The following is a 16,290-nucleotide window of genomic DNA, read 5'->3' on the forward strand; positions in this document are numbered from 1 at the left end:
CCATGCCCGCACTGGGTAAGCACCGCCGTTCCCTGTCCGCGTCACTGAGCCGCGGCCTCCTCGCCGCGACCGCCGGCGGAGCCGTTCTCGCCCTTCCGGTGATCGGCGCCGCCACCGCCGTCGCGGCGCCCGCCGCCCCGGTGGATTCCGCGGTGCAGGCCGCCCCCGCCAAACATTCCGTGGTGCTCGGCGAAACCCTTTCCAAGATCGCCCGCGAGTATTCCGTCAGCGGCGGTTGGAAAGAGCTGTACGAAGGAAATCGGAAGGCCGTCGGCGACAATCCCGATCTTCTTCGGCCGGGCACCGTGCTGACCATCGGAGCCGAGGCCGCCCCCACCGCCGCCCGCACCGCGAGCGCGGACCGGGCCGACCGCTCGGAGCGGACCGCCCTCGCACCGGTCGCGTACACGAACGACCTCGACGGCTGGATCAGGGAGTCGCTGGCGATCATGGCCGAACACGGCATCCCCGGCAGCTACGAGGGCATCCACCGCAACATCATGCGCGAGTCCTCCGGCAACCCGGCCGCCGTCAACAACTGGGACTCCAACGCGGTCAAGGGCACCCCGTCCAAGGGCCTGCTCCAGGTCATCGACCCCACGTTCCAGGCCTACCACGTGCCGGGCACCTCGACCGACAGCTACGACCCGGTCGCCAACATCACCGCCGCGTGCAACTACGCCGCGGACCGGTACGGCTCCATCGACAACGTCTTCGGCGCGTACTGACCCCCGCCGCCCGCGCATGACGAAGGGGCCCGGACCGCGCGGTCCGGGCCCCTTCGCCGTCGCACGCGCCGGGCCGGTCACCCCCCTGGGCGCCGTACGATCCTGGCCGGAACCCGCCCGCGCCGGACCCCGGTCACGCCGCGCCCGCCCCCCGGACCAGCAGCAGCGCCAGGTCCACCGCCGCCGCGGCCACCGCACCGCCCAGCGCCGCCTTGCGCCACCGCCGGCCGAGCGCCGGGCCCGCCACCGCCGCCGCGCCCGCCATCCCCAGCGCCGCCGCCCCCCACACGTCCGGCGGACCGGGCGGCCCCAGGGCCAGCACGCCCGCGGCCGCCAGGAGCGGCGCGGGCAGCAGCAGCCGGGTCCCCGCGGCGCCCAGCCGGTGCGGCAGCCCTCGGACACCGGCCGCCCGGTCCGAGGCGATGTCCGGGAGCGTGTCGGCCAGATGGGCCGCGAAGCCCAGCAGCGCCCCGGCCGCCACCACCCACCACCGGGGCGCGGGACCGCCGGGCAGCGCGAGCGCGACGGCCGCGGGCAGCGCCCCGAACGCGACCGCGTACGGCAGCCAGGACCAGGCGGTCGCCTTGAGCCGCAGGTTGTAGAGCCAGGCGGCCGCGACCGCGGTCAGGTGCACCGTACCGGCGAGGACGCCGCAGGCCAGCGAGAGCACCGCGCACAGGGCGAGCGCGGCCGCGGCAGCCGCCCACACCGTGCCCACCCCCACCGTTCCGTCGGCCGCGGGCTTCCCCCGGCGACCGGCGCGCGCGTCGCGCCGGGCGTCGTACGCGTCGTTGCACCAGCCCACCGAGAGCTGCCCGCACAGCACCGCCGCCGTGACCAGGGCCGACCGCGGCCCGCCGAGACCGGAACCGAGGGCGAGGGCGCAGGCGAGCGCCGTCACCGCGGCCGCCGGGCCCGGATGGCAGGCCAGCGCCAACGCCCCGACCGCCCCGCGCCCCGCCGTTCCCGACGGCCCCGTCCCGACCCCGCTGACCGCGTCCGTGGCGTCCATCGGGCGATCGTAGGCGCCTGGCGCACCGTCACCACCGCGACCGGCCCGGTCTTCCCCGTAGATTCGACGATCGCGGGGGCAGGATGAGGACATGACGTCCTCGAAGCAGGAGCCCGGATGAGCCGCATCGCCGCGGTGCACGGGGCTCTGCCCCCGCACCGACACACCCAGCGCGAGGTCACCGACATGGTGGCCCGCACCTGCCTGCCGCCCGGCGCCGACCGCCGCGTCCTGGACCGGCTCCACGCCAACGCCCGCGTCCGCACCCGGCACACCGTGCTCCCGCTGGACGGCTACCGCGAACTCGACGGCTTCGGCGCGGCCAACGACGTCTTCGTGCGGTCCTCCGTCGACCTCGGCGCGCAGGCCGTGCGCGGCGCGCTGCGGTCGGCCGGGCTCCGCCCCGCCGACGTGGACCTGCTGATCTTCACCTCCGTCACCGGCGTCGCCGCCCCCTCCGTCGACGCCCGGCTGGTGGCCCGACTGGGCCTGCGCCCCGACGTCAAACGGCTGCCCGTCTTCGGACTCGGCTGCGTCGCCGGAGCCGCCGGGGTCGCCCGGCTCCACGACTACCTGATCGGCCACCCCGACGACGTCGCCGTGCTGCTCTCGGTCGAACTCTGCTCGCTCACCTTCCAGCGCGGGGACGCGACACCCGCCAACCTGGTGGCGACCGCGCTGTTCGGCGACGGGGCGGCGGCGGTGGCCGCCGTCGGGGCGGGCCGGGCCGCCACCGGACCCGAGGTCCTGGCCACCCGCAGCCGGATGTACCCGGACACCGAGCACGTCATGGGCTGGTCCATCGGCGCCAGCGGGTTCACCGTCGTCCTGGACCCGGCGGTGCCCGACGTCGTCCGCCGCTACCTCGCCGACGACGTGGAGGAGTTCCTCGCCGAACACGGCCTCAAGCCGAAGGACATCGCCCACTGGGTCTGCCATCCAGGCGGCCCCAAGGTGCTGGAGACCGTCCAGGAGGTCCTCGACCTGCCCGACGGCGCGCTCGACGTCACCTGGCGCTCCCTGGCCGACATCGGCAACCTGTCCTCCTCCTCGGTCCTGCACGTCCTGCGCGACACGCTCGAACAGCGCCGGCCGGAGCCGGGCTCCCCCGGACTGCTGCTGGCCATGGGACCGGGGTTCTGCTGCGAACTGGTGCTCCTGCGCTGGTAGGACGGAGAGACCCGATGGACCGCACCCTGCCGGCGCACCACCCCGCCGCCCCCGCGAACCGGAGCCCCGCATGACCTGGTACACCGCGCTGGTGCTGGCCGTCGCCGCCGAGCGGCTGGCCGAACTCGTCGTCGCCCGCCGCAACACCCGATGGAGCCTCGCCCGCGGCGGCGTCGAATCGGGCCGGGGCCACTATCCGGCCATGGTCGTCCTGCACACCGCCCTCCTGGTCGGCTGCCTGGCCGAGGTCCGGATCGCCGACCGCCCGTTCCCGCCCGTCCTCGGCTGGGCGATGATCGCGCTCGTCGCGGCCGCGCAGGCGTTGCGCTGGTGGTGCATCCGCGCCCTCGGCCCCCGGTGGAACACCCGCGTCATCGTCGTCCCCGGAACGCCGCGGGTGACCGGCGGCCCCTACCGGTGGCTGAGCCACCCCAACTACGTGGCCGTCGCCGCGGAAGGGCTCGCCCTGCCGCTGGCCCACGGGGCGTGGGCGACCGCCCTGGTCTTCACGGCGCTCAACGCTCTCCTGATGGCCGTGCGGATACGGTGCGAGAACGCGGCGCTGGCCCGCCTCCCCGCAGCGGACGCACGGGCGTGATCGACGTCCTGGTCGCGGGCGGCGGCCCGGCGGGCCTGGCCGCGGCGATCCGCGCCGCCTCCGCGGGCCTGGAGGCGGCGGTGGTCGAGCCGCGCACCGCCCCGGTCGACAAGGCGTGCGGCGAGGGCATCATGCCCGGCGGCCTCGCCGCACTGCGCGGCCTGGGCGTCGAGGTGGGCGGCCTGCCCCTGCGCGGCATCCGGTACACCGACGGCCGGCTCAGCGCGGAGGCGGCCTTCCGGGGCGGGCCGGGGGCGGGGGTGCGGCGCACCGAACTGCACACCGCGCTGCACGAGCGCGCCCGGGCCCTCGGCGTCCGCTTCGTCGCCGGCCGGGTGGGGGAGGTGCGCCAGGACGAACGCTCCGTCACCGCCGCCGGGATCGAGGCGCGCTGGCTCGTCGCGGCCGACGGGCTCCACTCGCCCCTGCGCCGCGCCCTGGGCCTGGACCGGCCCGTCCCCGGACCGGGGCGTTACGGGCTGCGCCGCCACTACGCCATCGCCCCGTGGACGGACCACGTCGAGGTGCACTGGTCGCGGCACGGCGAGGCGTACGTGACCCCGGTCGGCGAACGGCTCGTCGGGGTCGCCGTCCTCAGCCGGGACCGCCGCCCCTACGACCACCACCTGGCCGCCTTCCCGGCCCTCGCCGCCCGGCTCGCGGACAGCCCCGAGGCCACCGCCGTACGCGGGGCGGGCCCGCTGCGGCAGCGGGCGCTGGGCCGCAGGGCCGGGCGGGTCCTGCTGGTCGGCGACGCGGCGGGCTACATCGACGCCCTGACCGGGGAGGGCATCGCCCTCGCGGTGGCCACCGCGACGGCCGCGATCGACTGCCTGAGCGCCGGACGCCCCGAGGACTACCCGCGCCGGTGGGCGCGCGACACGCGCCGCTACCGGCTGCTCACCGGGGCCCTGCTCGCCGCCGCCGGCCGCCCGTCCGCCGGGCGGCTGATCGTCGCGGCCGCCCACCGGGCCCCCGCCGCCTTCCGCGCGGCGGTCCGCGCGCTCCAGTGAGCCGGCCGACGGGAGCGGGGAAGAGGTCGCACGGACGCCGGGGTGATCGATTGGCGGGGCCTCGGGTTCCGGCCTAACGTCGGTCGGGTGGACCTCCGCGTCCACCCGACCGGTGGAGACCGGGCGCCCCGCGGGGCGCACTGCCCTCGCACGAGAGACGACCCACCATGACGGGCTCCCACGCGACACCCGCGCACACCGCCGAGCCCCCCGGACGGGGCCGGGGCAGCGGACTGGCCCTGCTGGTCATCGCCTCGTGCCAGCTCATGGTGGTGCTCGACGTCACCATCGTCAACATCGCGCTCCCGCACATGCAGGAGTCCCTGGGGTTCTCCACCCAGAACCTCTCCTGGGTGGTCAACGCCTACACGCTGACCTTCGGCGGCCTGCTGCTGCTCGGCGGACGCCTCGGCGACGTCCTCGGCCGCCGCCGCGTCTTCGTCTGCGGCGTGCTCCTCTTCGTCTTCGCCTCGCTGCTCGGCGGCCTGTCCCAGGAGCCCTGGCAGTTGCTGGCGACCCGCGCGCTCCAGGGCGTCGGCGGCGCCGTCGCCTCGCCCACCGCGCTGTCGCTGATCACCACCACCTTCCGCGAAGGGCCCGAACGCAACAGGGCCTTCGGCGTGTTCGCCGCCGTGTCGGCGGGCGGCAGCGCCATCGGCCTGCTGGCCGGCGGCCTGCTGGTGGAGTGGCTGGACTGGCGCTGGGTCCTCTTCGTCAACGTGCCCATCGGCCTGCTGATCGCCTTCGCCGCACCCCGCTGCATCCCCGAGTCCGCACGCCGGCCGGGCCACTTCGACGTGGCGGGCGCCCTCACCTCGACGCTGGGCATGGTGCTGCTCGTCTACGGGTTCATCCGGGCCTCGGAGGACGGCTGGAGCGACGCGCTGACGCTCGGTTCGTTCGCCGCCGCCGTGGTGCTGCTGGCGCTCTTCGTCGCCGTCGAGCGCGGCTCCAGGCAGCCCATCACCCCTCTGTGGATGTTCCGCGACCGCAACCGCGCCGGGGTCTACGGCATGATGCTCAGCCTGGCCGCGGCGATGTTCGGGATGTTCTTCTTCCTGACCCTCTTCGTGCAGAACGTCCTCGACTTCAGCCCGCTGCGCGCCGGGCTCGCGTTCCTGCCGGTGAGCGCGATCATCGCGGTCGGGGCGGGCGCGGCCTCCCGGCTGCTGCCCCGCTGGGGCCCCAAACCGTTCATGGCGGCGGGCGCGCTGCTGGCCGCCGCCGGGCTGGGCTGGCTCACCCTCACCGACGTCCACAGCTCCTACCTCGGCTCCCTCCTCGGCCCGATGCTCGTGTTCGGCTTCGGCATGGGGATGCAGTTCGTCTCGCTGACCCTGATGGCGGTCTCCGGCGTCGCGCCGAAGGACGCGGGCGCGGCCTCAGGCATCCTCAACGCCACCCAGCAGGTCGGCGGGTCCCTCGGCCTCTCGATCCTGGTGACCGCCTTCGGCACGGCCGGCCGGCAGGAGGCCGCCGACCAGGCGCCCGACTTCCTCCGGAAGGCCACGGCGGCCCAGCGGATGGAGTTCCGCCGGACCGGCGAGCTGCCGCCGCCCTGGGGCGACGAGGTACTGGCCTCGGGCGTGTCCAGCGCCTTCGTCGTCGCCGCCTGCTTCGCCGTCCTGGCCGCGCTGATCGCCCTGTTCGTCATCCAGGTCCGACCCGGCGACCTGGCCCGCCTCCAGGGCGGTGGCGAGGCCGGGGGCGCGGAGTCGGGCGCCGCCGCGACGCCCGACGCCCCCGCACCGCACGGGCCCGGCCGGCGGCCGCCCGGCGGGCCGCGAACGCCGGGCGGATGAAGGGCCCCGGCCCGACCCGCGCGAAAGGACACACCGACCCATGGACTGGACCCTCGAAGTGATCCGGCTCCCCGTGACCGACGTGGACCGGGCCCGCGACTTCTACCGGGACAAGCTCGGCTTCGCCGTCGACCTCGACGACGAGGTGCTGCCCGGCGCACGGGTCGTGCAGCTCACGCCGCCCGGCTCCGGCTGCTCGATCGCCCTCACCGAGGGCCTGCCCGAGCCGACGGGGGACCCGCGGCCGGGCACGTACCACGGCCTCCAGCTCTGCGTCACCGACATCGAGGCCGCGTACGCCCGGCTCCGCGACCGGGGCGTCGAGGCCACGCCACCCCGGCGGTACGGCGAACAGGACGGCGCGACCTTCCTCTACTTCACCGACCCGGACGGCAACGGCTGGGCCGTGCAGGAGTACCGCCGCCGGGAGACCGAACCGCTGCACCGGCTGCTCGCCGACCGCGCCGCGCCGGGCGAGGGGGACACGGCCGGGTGAAGGAGGGGCGGAGGTGGCTCCCGCCGCGTCCGGTCCACCAGAATGCTCCCCGTTCAGTGCAGAGACCCACCAGCGCAAGGGAGCGGCATCCGATGGGCGGCAACGCGGAGATGGTGGCCTTCGTCCAGGCGCGGCTCGCCGACGAGGAACAGGTCGCACAGGCCGCCGGCGGGGACCGATGGCGCTGTCCGGCCGACGTGCCGGGCGAGGTCCACGACCGCACCGGCGGCGTGGCGTTCACGGTACGGGGCCGGGGCTTCGACGAGCACATCGCCCGGCAGGACCCCGCGCGCACCCTGGAGCGCGTCGAGACCAACCGCGTCCTGCTGGGGGAGTACGCGGAGGTGGCCCATCTGGACACCGACCGCCCCGCCCACGACTTCCCCTCCGGCCGGGCGGTGGGACTGGGCTTCGCCGTACGGCAGTTGGCGGCCGAGTACGCCGGGCACCCCGACTACCAGGCCCGCTGGCTGCCCCGGTTCATCCAGTAGCGGACCGGGCGGCTCCACGCCGCCGCGAACGCCTCGCGTACGGCTGCGCGGAAGCCCGCTGATCGATAGCATCCCTCCATCGGCCGACACCGGGGGAGTTACGCGCGTGCCCGACGTCTGGGAGGACACCCGATCGCGGTGGGAGAGCGTCCGGCACGCCGTCGAGGGCGGCGCGCCGGGGGCGGGTACGAGCACGGCCGCGGCGCACGGCCGGTTCGGCATCTCGGTCAACCCCGTCGCCATCACCGGGGAGGCGGGGGCGGGCAAGACCGTCCTGTACGACGCGCTGACGCAGTCGATCCGCAGCGGCGACGACGACAGCTCCCGCAGCCCCGACATCGAGAAGCACGCCGCGGTCCTGCGCTCCGGCGGCCGGCGCGTCAGGGCCGCCGTCACGGTCATTCCGGGCCAGCTCTCCGCGCAGCGCGAACGCGCCCTGACCGACACGATGCGCGGCGACGCCTCCCCGCACGGCATCATCCACGTCGTCTGCTGGGGGCACAACAGGATCTGGCAGCGGGGCGCCCAGCGCGACGTCCACGAGGCGCTCGCCGCCGACGGCCCCGTCGACGAGGAAGCCGTACGCGCCTGGCACCGCCGCAAGGAGGCGGCCGACTTCCGGCTGCTGGTCGACGCGATCATCGACCGACAACTCGCCAGACGGCTGCGGTGGATGATCGTGGCGGTGTCCAAGTGCGACCTGTACTGGGACCGCCTCGACGAGGCGCGCGACCACTACATTCCGGGCCACGGAGGCCGCGAGTCGCCCTTCGCCGCGCTCATGCGGGATCTGCGGAGCGAGACCTCGCTGCGCCTGTCGGTCCTCCCGATGGCCTCGCGCCTCATCCGCCACCAGTACCTGCCGGGGCTGCCCGCCCAGACCTCCCGACTGGACGACGCGGAGATCGGCACGCTGCGCGCCTGCTTCGGGCAGGAACTCCAGACGTTCATCACCCAGCGGAACGGGGAGTGACATGGCCGCCATCGACAACGGAGCGGCGTTCCTGCGGACGTTGGCCGCCGCCGAGCGGCGGCTGGCCGCCGTGCAGGCCCTCAGCGCCCGGCGGCGGCGGGTGCGCCGGCCCCGGACCGCCTCGGCCCTGGTCGCCGTGGCGATCCCGGCGGCGCTGCTGCTCGCCGCCGCGAGCGGCGACGGGCCCGGCCGCGCGGCCGTTGCGGTGGGCCTGATCGCGGCGGCGCTCGCGCTCGGGGCGCACGTCGCCCTCTCCCTGCTCATCGAACGGCCGCTGAGGCGCCGACTGGCGCACGAGGACCACGTCATGGTCGAGGAGGTGAACCGGATGCGGGAGCTGTTCACACACGTCGCCGAACGGGACCGGTGGGAGGAGCGGCTGGTCAGGTCGGTGAGGGAGCGCCTCTCCCGCTTCCCGGTCGAAGCGGGGTCGTTCCGGTGATCCGGCGCCTGGCCGTCGTCTTCGGCCTGGTGGCCTTCCCCGCCGCCCTGTTCACGTCCGCCGGATACGTCCTGGCCACCCGGAATCCGGGTGTCTACCAACGGGTGTTCGAGAGCCAGTGGGACGCCATCGCGGCCGGATTCGCCGTCACGGTGTGCGGGGCGCTCACGGTGTCCTACGGCGTGCGGCTCTGTTTCAGCGTGCTCGGCGGGTTCCAGCCCGACAACGTGCGCCGGGGGACGCTGGCCCTGGTGGGCGGCCTGCTCGTCTGCGCGGTGGGGGGCCTGATGCTCTGGCGTCTGCTGGCGCCCCGATAGCCGCGCGACGCGCACCGGGCCGGTCCCCGACGGGCCCTGAACGGGGGGTGATCGGCGCGGTACGGGCCGGTGGCGGTGCGGGCGATCGTCAGCAAAATGGCGTTGCTCTCTGGTGATGAGTGATCCCGCCGTGTAGCGTCTTCCGCAGATGTCGTGGTTCGCAGTACCTGCCCGCGCCTGGCGCGGGCGTTTTGCTGTGCAGTGCCTGAGAACCAGGGCGATCACCTCCGGGTCCGCGCGGTGCGGATCCGTTCACTGCTGAGAGGTACAGGCATGGCCAGCGGAACCGTCAAGTGGTTCAACTCGGAAAAGGGCTTCGGCTTCATCGCGCAGGACGGCGGCGGCCCCGACGTCTTCGCGCACTACTCCAACATCAACTCCTCCGGCTTCCGTGAGCTCCAGGAAGGCCAGGCGGTGACCTTCGACATCACCCAGGGCCAGAAGGGCCCGCAGGCGGAGAACATCACCACCGCCTGATCCGAGTCGTACCCCCTTCGGGCCCCGGAGCGCGCTGCGCTCCGGGGCCCGAAGGCGTCTTCGGACCCTCCGACCGCGAGCGGGAGAAGCCGGGCGCGGACCGTCCGCCGGGTTGCGGCGGCGCGGGCCGGGTACCCGTGGAGTCCCAACCGGACGTCCCCGGAGCCTCCGGGGCGAGAACGGAGGACGAATCATGCTGAAGGCCATCGCGGATGTGCTCCGGTCCGTGGGAGGAGCCGTCGCCACGGTGGTCACGCTGCCCTTCCGGGCCGTGGCCAGGCTCTTCGGGGGCGCGTCGAGCAGCGCGCGCGGTCACCACTGAGCCCATACGCCCGTGCCCCGGCCCACGGAGGGCCGGGGCACGGGCGTATGCGCGCGCGGCGCGCCTCGGGCCGCCCCCGGGCTCAGCCGGGCGACTCGTCCGGGGTCGGATGCTCGGGGTGGGCTCCGGCGTTGCGCGGCTCGTCCCGCCCGGAGCCGGCTTCGTCCGGGTCCGGCTCCTGCTCGCCGTTGCGCGCCACCCGGTCCGGCACCGGTATGTCCAGGGGGTCCTCGCCCTCCTGGTTCTGCTGGTCCGGCAGGTCGGCCGGCACGGGAGGCGGGCTGCCGGTGTCCCCGGTGTAGGCGGTTCCCTCCGGCCTGCGGTCGGTCATGAGGATCTTCCTTCCGTACGGCCCCGGAACGTCCGGGGAGGACTGGTTCGCCCTGCTGCGTACCCGTTGCCGGGCGAAGCAGTCGCCCCGAGCGGGAGGCGGCGGCGGTCACAGGGCCCGCCGCGTGTGCGTCGCCCGACCGGGGGTACGCGGCGTGTGCCCCCCGAGGGCACATGACGGCACACGAAGAACCCGGCGGAAGGATGCCCCCCGCATGTTGATGGCCCACCCCACCGTGCTGCGCGAACTGATCGAGCAGTACGAGGTCCTGCGCGCACTGCACGCCGAGGACGGCAGCCAGGAGGCGCGGCAGCGCATGGAAGACCTGGCCTACACCCTGTGCGTGTCGACCGGGACGGGCGACGTGGACAGCGCGCTGGTCGCCGCCAGACACCGGCTTCCGGGCGCCCGGCCCGAAGACGACTCCGTCCTGTCCGTCTGATCGCGAAGGGAAGAAGACATCGTGGTCCGTACGGTGGGCGTCGAGGAAGAACTGCTGTTGGTCGACGGGGCGAGCGGGGAGGCACGGGCTCTGTCCTCGGCGGTGCTCGCGCTCGCCGAGAAGGACGCGAGCGGAGAATCCGCCTTCGAGTCGGAGCTGCACCGCCAGCAACTGGAATTCGCCACCCAGCCCCACGCGGACATGGACGACATCGCCGAATCGGTGCACCGCCGGCGCGCCGAGGCGATCCGCCATGCCGCCGAGGCGGGGGCGTCGGTTGCCGCCCTGGCGACGTCGCCGCTGCCGGTCAGCCCGCAGATCGGCGCGGGCGAGCGCTACCGGTGGATCGAGGAGCGCTTCGGGCTGACCGCCCAGGAGCAGCTCACCTGCGGATGCCACGTCCACGTGGAGGTGGCATCGGACGAGGAGGGCGTCGCCGTCCTCGACCGGGTGCGCGGCTGGCTGCCGGTCCTGCTCGCCCTGAGCGGGAACTCCCCGTTCTGGCAGGGGAAGGACAGCCGGTACGCCAGTTACCGCAGCCGGGTGTGGGGCAGGTGGCCGTCGGCCGGGCCCGTGGACCTCCACGGCTCCCCCGAGCGGTACCACGCGCAGGTGCGGGCCCTGGTCGGGACCGGGGTCCTCAAGGACGAGGGGATGGTCTACTTCGACGCGCGCCTCTCGCACCGGTACCCCACAGTGGAGGTCAGGATCGCGGACGTCTGCCTGGACCCGGCCGACACGGTGCTGCTCGCCACGCTGGTACGGGGGCTGGTGGAGACGGCCGCCAGGCAGTGGCGGGCCGGTCAGCCGCCGCCGGACATCAGCACGGCGCTGCTGCGCGTGGCGACCTGGCAGGCGGCCAGGTCCGGGGTGGAGGAGCGGCTGATCGACCCGCGCACCCAGCGGCCGGAACCGGCGGCCGACGTCCTGCGGGCCCTGGTGGACCACGTACGGGAGGCCCTGGAGGACAGCGGCGACCTGGCGGCCGTGGAGAAGGCCCTGGTCGACGTCGAGCGGCGCGGGAACGGGGCCCGCATCCAGCGCGAGACCCTGGCGCGGACCGGCAGCCTCCGCGACACCGTCGCGGAGTGCGTCCGCATCACGGGGGGATGAGCAGCACCCGCCGGCACGACCAGCGTGCCGGCCCGGAAGAGGGAAACGAAGAGGAAGGGAGCGGGCCATGGCCACCACCGAGCTCGGCGGCCGCCGGATTCTGGCGATCGTCACCAACTACGGGGTCGAGCAGGACGAACTCGTCGTCCCCGTGAAGCACCTACGCGACAAGGGAGCGGAGGTCACCGTGGCGGCGGTCTCCGGGGACGAGATCCGCACGCTGGTCGGCGACCGCGACCCCGGCGAGACGGTCCGCCCCGACCTCACCCTCGGCGACGTCGACCCCGGCGCGTACGACCTGCTGCTGGTTCCGGGCGGCACGCTGAACGCCGACTCGCTGCGCCTGGAGGACGCCACCACCCGCATCGTCAGCTCGTTCACCGCCTCGGGAAGGCCGGTGGCGGCCATCTGCCACGGGCTGTGGGCGCTGGTCGAGGGCGGTTACGTGCGGGGCAAGACGCTGACCTCGTACGCGTCCCTGCGCACCGACATCACCAACGCGGGCGGCGACTGGGTCGACAGGTCGGTGGTCCGCGACGACGCCTCGGGCTGGACGCTGATCAGCTCGCGCGACCCCGGCGACCTGGACGACTTCCTCCGCGAGATCGACACCGTGCTCACCGAGGCCTGACCCGGCTCCGGGGGCGTCCGGCCGACCGCGGGCCGGACGCCCCTTCCGCGGGTTGGGGGGCGTCAGACCAGCGCCTGCGTCAGCTCGCTCCGCGTCGCGGTGTGCACGACCCGGCCGCGCGCCCCGTTGACCAGGGGCAGGTACGGCGGCAGGTGGCCGCACTCGACGTCGGCGACGATCGGCACGTCCAGCGGCCCGAGCGCGTCCAGCACGGCCTCGTGCTGGGTGAGCGAGTCCGCGTCCGCTCCCGGCGCCCGGCCGACGAGCACGGCGTTGGCCGCGTCGAAGAAGCCGGCCAGCCGCATCCCGTGCAGATAACGGCAGATGGCCAGCGCGTCCTCGCCCGCGGCCTCCACGTACACCAGCAGGCCCTCCGGCGCGTGCGCCCGCGCGAAGGCGGAGACGTCGAGGTAGGGGGTGCCCGTGAGGTTGCACAGGGTCTCGATGCAGCCCCCGATCAGCCGCCCCTCGACGTCCACGTCGCCCTCGCCGTCCAGTCTGGTCCACCGTCCGGGGGTGTCCAGGGTGAACGTCCGCACGTCCGGACGCTCCGCCCAGTCGTCCCACCCCGTGGCGCGGTGCCGTCCCGGCGGGATCTGGGTGAACCGGTGACCGGGCGGGGCGGCGACGACGTCCAGCCAGGAGACCAGCCCCTCCGGCGGCAGGTACGGGGTGTCCATGAGGTTGTTCCCGTGCACGGTCGCCACCCCGGTGAGCAGGGTCAGGGGCGTCATGACGGTCGACATGTCCGAGTACCCCACCACCCAGGTCGGCTCCGCCGCGCGCAGCCGGTCCCAGTCGAGCAGCGGCATCAGGTCGATCGCGCACTCCCCGCCCCACGGCGGCACCACGGCCCTGATGGCGGGGTCCGTCAGCATCGCCGTCAACTCGGCCGCCCGGTCGGCCGCGGACGCGCTGACGTGGCGCGAACCGTCCATGCACCGGCCGATCACCACCTCGTACCCCCGCGCCTCCACGTCCCGCACGGCCACCGCGAGCCGCTCGCGCAACTCCTCGGGCACGCCGGTCGACGGGGACGTGACACCGATACGGTCGCCGGGGCGCAGGGGGCGTGGATATCGCGGAGCCATGGGCGGGATTCTGGCACAGCCCCCGCGGGCGGGGCGGGGCGAAGGCGCGCGGGCCGCCGGGCTGAGGGCCCGGAGCCCCGCCGGGCGTCAGACCCGGTTCTCGGAGGCGAGCCGGTCGCGCAGCGATCCGGCGAACTCCTCGGCCCGCGCCAGTTGCGTACGGAGCTTCTCCACCTGGTCGCCCGCGCTCCGCTCGAAGGCGCGGACGCGCTCGACCAGCTCCTCGCGCTCGCCGGGAGGCAGCTCGGCCCCGGAGTCGAGGCGGTCGGTGGCCTCCAGCAGATCGCCCATCTCCCCGAGGGAGAACCCGAGCGGCTTCATCCGGCGGATCACCATCAGGCGGGCGACGTCGGCCTCGGTGTAGAGGCGGAAGCCCCCCTCGGAGCGGGCGGAGGGGAGGACGAGCCCGGCCTCCTCGTAGTGCCGGATGGTGCGCAGCGACAGCTCGGTCCGCGCGGCGACCTCGCCGATCTGCATGTGCTCGCTGCCCACGCGGGAGCCCTCCACTTCACTCTGCGGCCGGGGCCGCGGTCGGCCGCCTCCGATCTCTACCCTAACGTTAGGGTAGAGTCGTCGTCCGTGCGAGGCGCGGTCCGCTCCCGTTCCGTGACCTCATCCGGAGCGGGTCGGTCGTCGTCTCGCGCGATGCCGTGCGGGAGAGGGCGGGCGCCTGCCGATGACGCCCGGCGCCGTCGCCCGCTCCGATTCCCGCTCCCGTCCGGCGGCCGCGTCCGCGCGGGCCCCTCGCGGCCGCGGACCCCCGGCCCGCCGCGCGCGGGCCCCGCGGCCCCCTTCCGCGTGTCCGGAGTGCGACGCCGGGCGTGCCCGAGCACGACAGGTAGGCGTCTTGACCAAGCTGCACCCTTCCCCCGCCGCGCGGTTGCGCGGTCTCACACCGCACTGGCTGACCGACGCCAAGGTCTGGCGGACCGAGATCCTGGCCGGCCTGGTGGTCGCGCTCGCGCTGATCCCCGAGGCGATCTCCTTCTCGATCATCGCCGGGGTGGAACCGGCCATCGGCCTGTTCGCCTCCTTCACCATGGCCGTCACCATCTCGATCGTCGGCGGGCGGCGGGCGATGATCTCCGCCGCCACCGGGGCCGTCGCCCTGGTGATCGCCCCGCTCAACCGCGAGCACGGTCTGGGCCACCTGATCGCCGCCGTCATCCTCGCCGGCGTCTTCCAGATCGTCCTGGGGGCGCTCGGAGTGGCGAGGCTGATGCGGTTCATCCCCCGCTCGGTCATGGTGGGTTTCGTCAACGCGCTCGCCCTCCTCGTCTTCGGCGCGCAGATCCCGGAGATGCGCGACGTCCCGTGGGCGGTCTACCCGCTGATCGCCGGTGGACTGGCGCTGATGGTGCTCTTCCCGAGGATCACCGCGTCGGTCCCGGCGCCGCTGGTCTCCATCGTCGTCCTGACCGTGATCACCGTCGCGGCGGGCATCGCGGTGCCGACCGTGGGCGACAAGGGCGACCTGCCCTCAGCGCTGCCGGCGCCCGGTCTGCCCGATGTGCCCCTCACCGCGGAGACGCTGACGACGATCGCCCCGTACGCGTTCGCCATGGCGCTGGTGGGGCTGATGGAGTCGCTGATGACCGCGAAGCTGGTCGACGAGATCACCGACACCCACTCCGACAAGACCCGCGAGTCGATCGGCCAGGGCATCGCCAACATCGTCACCGGTCTCCTCGGCGGCATGGGCGGGTGCGCGGTGATCGGCCAGACGCTGATCAACGTGAAGGTCTCCGGAGCCCGCACCCGCGTCTCGACCTTCCTCGCCGGCGTGTTCCTGATGACGCTGTGCGTCGTCTTCGGGCCGGTCGTCTCCGACATCCCGATGGCCGCGCTCGTCGCCGTCATGGTCATGGTGGCGTTCGCGACGTTCGACTGGCACTCCGTCGCACCCCGGACGCTGCGGCGGATGCCGCTCGGGGAGACCGCCGTCATGGTCGTCACGGTGGTGTGCGTCGTGGTGTCCCACAACCTCGCCGTCGGCGTCGTCGTCGGCACCCTCACCGCGATGGTGATCTTCGCCAAGCGCGTCGCCCACCTGGCCGAGGTCACGCCCACCGCCGGCCCGGACGGCGCGACCGTCGTCTACCGGGTGACCGGCGAACTGTTCTTCGCCTCCTCCAACGACCTGGTCGGCCGGTTCGACTACGCGGGCGACCCCGAGACCGTGGTGGTCGACCTGTCCGCCGCCCACGTCTGGGACGCCTCGTCCGTCGCCGCCCTCGACGCGATCGAGACCAAGTACGCCCAGCGCGGCAAGAGGGTCGAGATCATCGGCCTCAACCGGCCCAGCGCCGCCCTCCACGGAAAGCTCAGCGGCGAACTCTCCGGCGACCACTGAGCCGTCCCCCGCGAGGGTCCTCGGCCCGCGACCGCGGCGGCGCACCTCGGCCGGCCGCTGCCCGGCGTTCCGCGAGAAGCGGTGCGTCAACCGCGCGGGGGATGGGTAGGTCGCCCGCGTCCCATGGAAGTCAGTCCCACCCGAGCCGATGGAGGACGAACGTGACCAACCCCTTCGACGACGAGGACGGCGCCTATCTGGTGCTCGTCAACGACGAGGGACAGCACTCGCTGTGGCCCGCCTTCGCCGAGGTGCCCGCCGGGTGGACGGTGGCGCACCCGGAGGCCACGCGGCAGGTGTGCCTGGAGTACGTGGAGGAGAACTGGACCGACCTGCGGCCCAGGAGCCTGGTGGAGAGCATGGCGGCCGACCCCGCCTGAGCGCCGGGGCCGCCGCGGGGGGGGGGGGGGGGGGGGGGGGGGGGGGGGGGGGGGGGGGGGGGGGGGGGGGGGGGGGGGCGGGGGGGGGGGGGGGGGGGGGGGGGGAGG

21 protein-coding genes are annotated in these 16,290 nt (G+C 74.5%); 17 read left to right on the top strand and 4 right to left on the bottom strand.

The annotated features are described in order from the left end of the window. Positions 1 to 2: 2 nt before the first annotated feature. Positions 3 to 728 carry a transglycosylase SLT domain-containing protein gene (locus ACZ6EJ_RS12710; RefSeq protein WP_469266743.1) on the top strand — a complete coding sequence of 242 codons (726 nt, stop codon included), beginning with the start codon at positions 3 to 5 and terminating at the stop codon, positions 726 to 728. A 133-nt stretch (positions 729 to 861) separates the two neighbouring features. On the opposite strand, the gene ACZ6EJ_RS12715 is transcribed toward ACZ6EJ_RS12710, so the two are convergent. Continuing rightward, positions 862 to 1,740, bottom strand: a complete 879-nt coding sequence (locus tag ACZ6EJ_RS12715) for a UbiA family prenyltransferase (RefSeq protein ID WP_469266745.1) — start codon at positions 1,738 to 1,740, stop codon at positions 862 to 864. Between the two features lie 117 nt (positions 1,741 to 1,857). On the opposite strand from ACZ6EJ_RS12715, the gene ACZ6EJ_RS12720 reads away from it, so the two are divergent. From ACZ6EJ_RS12720 to ACZ6EJ_RS12770, 11 genes are all read left to right on the top strand, one after another. Next, positions 1,858 to 2,910, top strand: coding sequence for a type III polyketide synthase (locus ACZ6EJ_RS12720; protein ID WP_469266747.1), 1,053 nt, complete (start codon positions 1,858 to 1,860; stop codon positions 2,908 to 2,910). A 70-nt stretch (positions 2,911 to 2,980) separates the two neighbouring features. Beyond that, positions 2,981 to 3,508, top strand: coding sequence for an isoprenylcysteine carboxyl methyltransferase family protein (locus ACZ6EJ_RS12725; protein WP_469266749.1), 528 nt, complete (start codon positions 2,981 to 2,983; stop codon positions 3,506 to 3,508). Continuing rightward, a complete protein-coding gene (locus tag ACZ6EJ_RS12730) occupies positions 3,505 to 4,521 on the top strand; it encodes an NAD(P)/FAD-dependent oxidoreductase (RefSeq protein ID WP_469266750.1) in 1,017 nt (338 codons plus the stop codon). Before ACZ6EJ_RS12725 ends, ACZ6EJ_RS12730 begins: the two co-directional genes overlap by 4 nt. Before the next feature lie 167 nt (positions 4,522 to 4,688). Further along, a complete protein-coding gene (locus ACZ6EJ_RS12735) occupies positions 4,689 to 6,323 on the top strand; it encodes an MFS transporter (protein WP_469266752.1) in 1,635 nt (544 codons plus the stop codon). Between the two features lie 40 nt (positions 6,324 to 6,363). After that, positions 6,364 to 6,819, top strand: coding sequence for a VOC family protein (locus ACZ6EJ_RS12740; RefSeq protein ID WP_469266754.1), 456 nt, complete (start codon positions 6,364 to 6,366; stop codon positions 6,817 to 6,819). Between the two features lie 92 nt (positions 6,820 to 6,911). Next, positions 6,912 to 7,310, top strand: coding sequence for a DUF6221 family protein (locus ACZ6EJ_RS12745; RefSeq protein ID WP_469266755.1), 399 nt, complete (start codon positions 6,912 to 6,914; stop codon positions 7,308 to 7,310). A gap of 106 nt (positions 7,311 to 7,416) precedes the next feature. Then, positions 7,417 to 8,283: a hypothetical protein gene (locus ACZ6EJ_RS12750; protein ID WP_469266756.1), complete on the top strand. Its 867-nt coding sequence runs from the start codon at positions 7,417 to 7,419 to the stop codon at positions 8,281 to 8,283. A gap of 1 nt (position 8,284) precedes the next feature. After that, the gene (locus ACZ6EJ_RS12755; RefSeq protein WP_469266758.1) at positions 8,285 to 8,725 is read left to right on the top strand and encodes a hypothetical protein; all 441 of its coding nucleotides are present in this window, start codon (positions 8,285 to 8,287) and stop codon (positions 8,723 to 8,725) included. Beyond that, positions 8,722 to 9,042 carry a hypothetical protein gene (locus ACZ6EJ_RS12760; RefSeq protein ID WP_469266759.1) on the top strand — a complete coding sequence of 107 codons (321 nt, stop codon included), beginning with the start codon at positions 8,722 to 8,724 and terminating at the stop codon, positions 9,040 to 9,042. The genes ACZ6EJ_RS12755 and ACZ6EJ_RS12760 overlap by 4 nt, the downstream gene beginning before the upstream one ends. Positions 9,043 to 9,315: 273 nt before the next feature. Beyond that, positions 9,316 to 9,519, top strand: coding sequence for a cold-shock protein (locus ACZ6EJ_RS12765; RefSeq protein ID WP_032791721.1), 204 nt, complete (start codon positions 9,316 to 9,318; stop codon positions 9,517 to 9,519). 193 nt (positions 9,520 to 9,712) lie between these two features. After that, complete coding sequence (locus ACZ6EJ_RS12770) at positions 9,713 to 9,841, top strand: LPFR motif small protein (protein WP_469266763.1); 129 nt, start codon at positions 9,713 to 9,715, stop codon at positions 9,839 to 9,841. Positions 9,842 to 9,923: 82 nt separating this feature from the next. Here the strand turns inward: ACZ6EJ_RS12770 and ACZ6EJ_RS12775 are convergent, their stop codons facing one another. Beyond that, positions 9,924 to 10,172 (bottom strand): hypothetical protein, encoded by a 249-nt coding sequence (locus tag ACZ6EJ_RS12775; protein ID WP_469266765.1) that lies wholly within the window; start codon positions 10,170 to 10,172, stop codon positions 9,924 to 9,926. Between the two features lie 214 nt (positions 10,173 to 10,386). Between ACZ6EJ_RS12775 and ACZ6EJ_RS12780 the strand changes: the two genes are divergently transcribed. The 3 genes from ACZ6EJ_RS12780 to ACZ6EJ_RS12790 all read left to right on the top strand — a co-directional run bounded on the left by ACZ6EJ_RS12780 (position 10,387) and on the right by ACZ6EJ_RS12790 (position 12,358). Then, complete coding sequence (locus ACZ6EJ_RS12780) at positions 10,387 to 10,614, top strand: DUF5133 domain-containing protein (RefSeq protein ID WP_469266766.1); 228 nt, start codon at positions 10,387 to 10,389, stop codon at positions 10,612 to 10,614. Positions 10,615 to 10,635: 21 nt separating this feature from the next. After that, positions 10,636 to 11,727, top strand: coding sequence for a glutamate--cysteine ligase 2 (locus ACZ6EJ_RS12785; protein ID WP_469266767.1), 1,092 nt, complete (start codon positions 10,636 to 10,638; stop codon positions 11,725 to 11,727). 67 nt (positions 11,728 to 11,794) lie between these two features. Next, positions 11,795 to 12,358 (top strand): DJ-1/PfpI/YhbO family deglycase/protease, encoded by a 564-nt coding sequence (locus ACZ6EJ_RS12790; protein ID WP_469266769.1) that lies wholly within the window; start codon positions 11,795 to 11,797, stop codon positions 12,356 to 12,358. Positions 12,359 to 12,420: 62 nt separating this feature from the next. On the opposite strand, the gene ACZ6EJ_RS12795 is transcribed toward ACZ6EJ_RS12790, so the two are convergent. Next, positions 12,421 to 13,449: a S66 family peptidase gene (locus tag ACZ6EJ_RS12795; RefSeq protein WP_469266770.1), complete on the bottom strand. Its 1,029-nt coding sequence runs from the start codon at positions 13,447 to 13,449 to the stop codon at positions 12,421 to 12,423. Positions 13,450 to 13,536: 87 nt separating this feature from the next. After that, complete coding sequence (locus ACZ6EJ_RS12800) at positions 13,537 to 13,926, bottom strand: MerR family transcriptional regulator (protein ID WP_469266801.1); 390 nt, start codon at positions 13,924 to 13,926, stop codon at positions 13,537 to 13,539. Between the two features lie 370 nt (positions 13,927 to 14,296). On the opposite strand from ACZ6EJ_RS12800, the gene ACZ6EJ_RS12805 reads away from it, so the two are divergent. Both ACZ6EJ_RS12805 and ACZ6EJ_RS12810 read left to right on the top strand, forming a co-directional pair. After that, entirely contained in the window at positions 14,297 to 15,802 is a 1,506-nt protein-coding gene (locus tag ACZ6EJ_RS12805; RefSeq protein ID WP_469266771.1) for a SulP family inorganic anion transporter, read from the top strand. A 161-nt stretch (positions 15,803 to 15,963) separates the two neighbouring features. Then, complete coding sequence (locus tag ACZ6EJ_RS12810; RefSeq protein WP_469266773.1) at positions 15,964 to 16,182, top strand: MbtH family protein; 219 nt, start codon at positions 15,964 to 15,966, stop codon at positions 16,180 to 16,182. Positions 16,183 to 16,290 lie beyond the last annotated feature (108 nt).

This window comes from Streptomyces sp. NPDC041970 (assembly GCF_055588985.1).

Coding starts and splice junctions, on each gene's coding strand:
- ACZ6EJ_RS12725 (WP_469266749.1), top strand. CDS start 2,981: ATGACCTGGTACACCGCGCTGGTGCTGGCCGTCGCCGCCGAGCGGCTG.
- ACZ6EJ_RS12720 (WP_469266747.1), top strand. CDS start 1,858: ATGAGCCGCATCGCCGCGGTGCACGGGGCTCTGCCCCCGCACCGACAC.
- ACZ6EJ_RS12795 (WP_469266770.1), bottom strand. CDS start 13,449: ATGGCTCCGCGATATCCACGCCCCCTGCGCCCCGGCGACCGTATCGGT.
- ACZ6EJ_RS12790 (WP_469266769.1), top strand. CDS start 11,795: ATGGCCACCACCGAGCTCGGCGGCCGCCGGATTCTGGCGATCGTCACC.
- ACZ6EJ_RS12735 (WP_469266752.1), top strand. CDS start 4,689: ATGACGGGCTCCCACGCGACACCCGCGCACACCGCCGAGCCCCCCGGA.
- ACZ6EJ_RS12780 (WP_469266766.1), top strand. CDS start 10,387: ATGTTGATGGCCCACCCCACCGTGCTGCGCGAACTGATCGAGCAGTAC.
- ACZ6EJ_RS12755 (WP_469266758.1), top strand. CDS start 8,285: ATGGCCGCCATCGACAACGGAGCGGCGTTCCTGCGGACGTTGGCCGCC.
- ACZ6EJ_RS12800 (WP_469266801.1), bottom strand. CDS start 13,926: ATGCAGATCGGCGAGGTCGCCGCGCGGACCGAGCTGTCGCTGCGCACC.
- ACZ6EJ_RS12715 (WP_469266745.1), bottom strand. CDS start 1,740: ATGGACGCCACGGACGCGGTCAGCGGGGTCGGGACGGGGCCGTCGGGA.
- ACZ6EJ_RS12770 (WP_469266763.1), top strand. CDS start 9,713: ATGCTGAAGGCCATCGCGGATGTGCTCCGGTCCGTGGGAGGAGCCGTC.
- ACZ6EJ_RS12745 (WP_469266755.1), top strand. CDS start 6,912: ATGGGCGGCAACGCGGAGATGGTGGCCTTCGTCCAGGCGCGGCTCGCC.
- ACZ6EJ_RS12765 (WP_032791721.1), top strand. CDS start 9,316: ATGGCCAGCGGAACCGTCAAGTGGTTCAACTCGGAAAAGGGCTTCGGC.
- ACZ6EJ_RS12710 (WP_469266743.1), top strand. CDS start 3: ATGCCCGCACTGGGTAAGCACCGCCGTTCCCTGTCCGCGTCACTGAGC.
- ACZ6EJ_RS12775 (WP_469266765.1), bottom strand. CDS start 10,172: ATGACCGACCGCAGGCCGGAGGGAACCGCCTACACCGGGGACACCGGC.
- ACZ6EJ_RS12740 (WP_469266754.1), top strand. CDS start 6,364: ATGGACTGGACCCTCGAAGTGATCCGGCTCCCCGTGACCGACGTGGAC.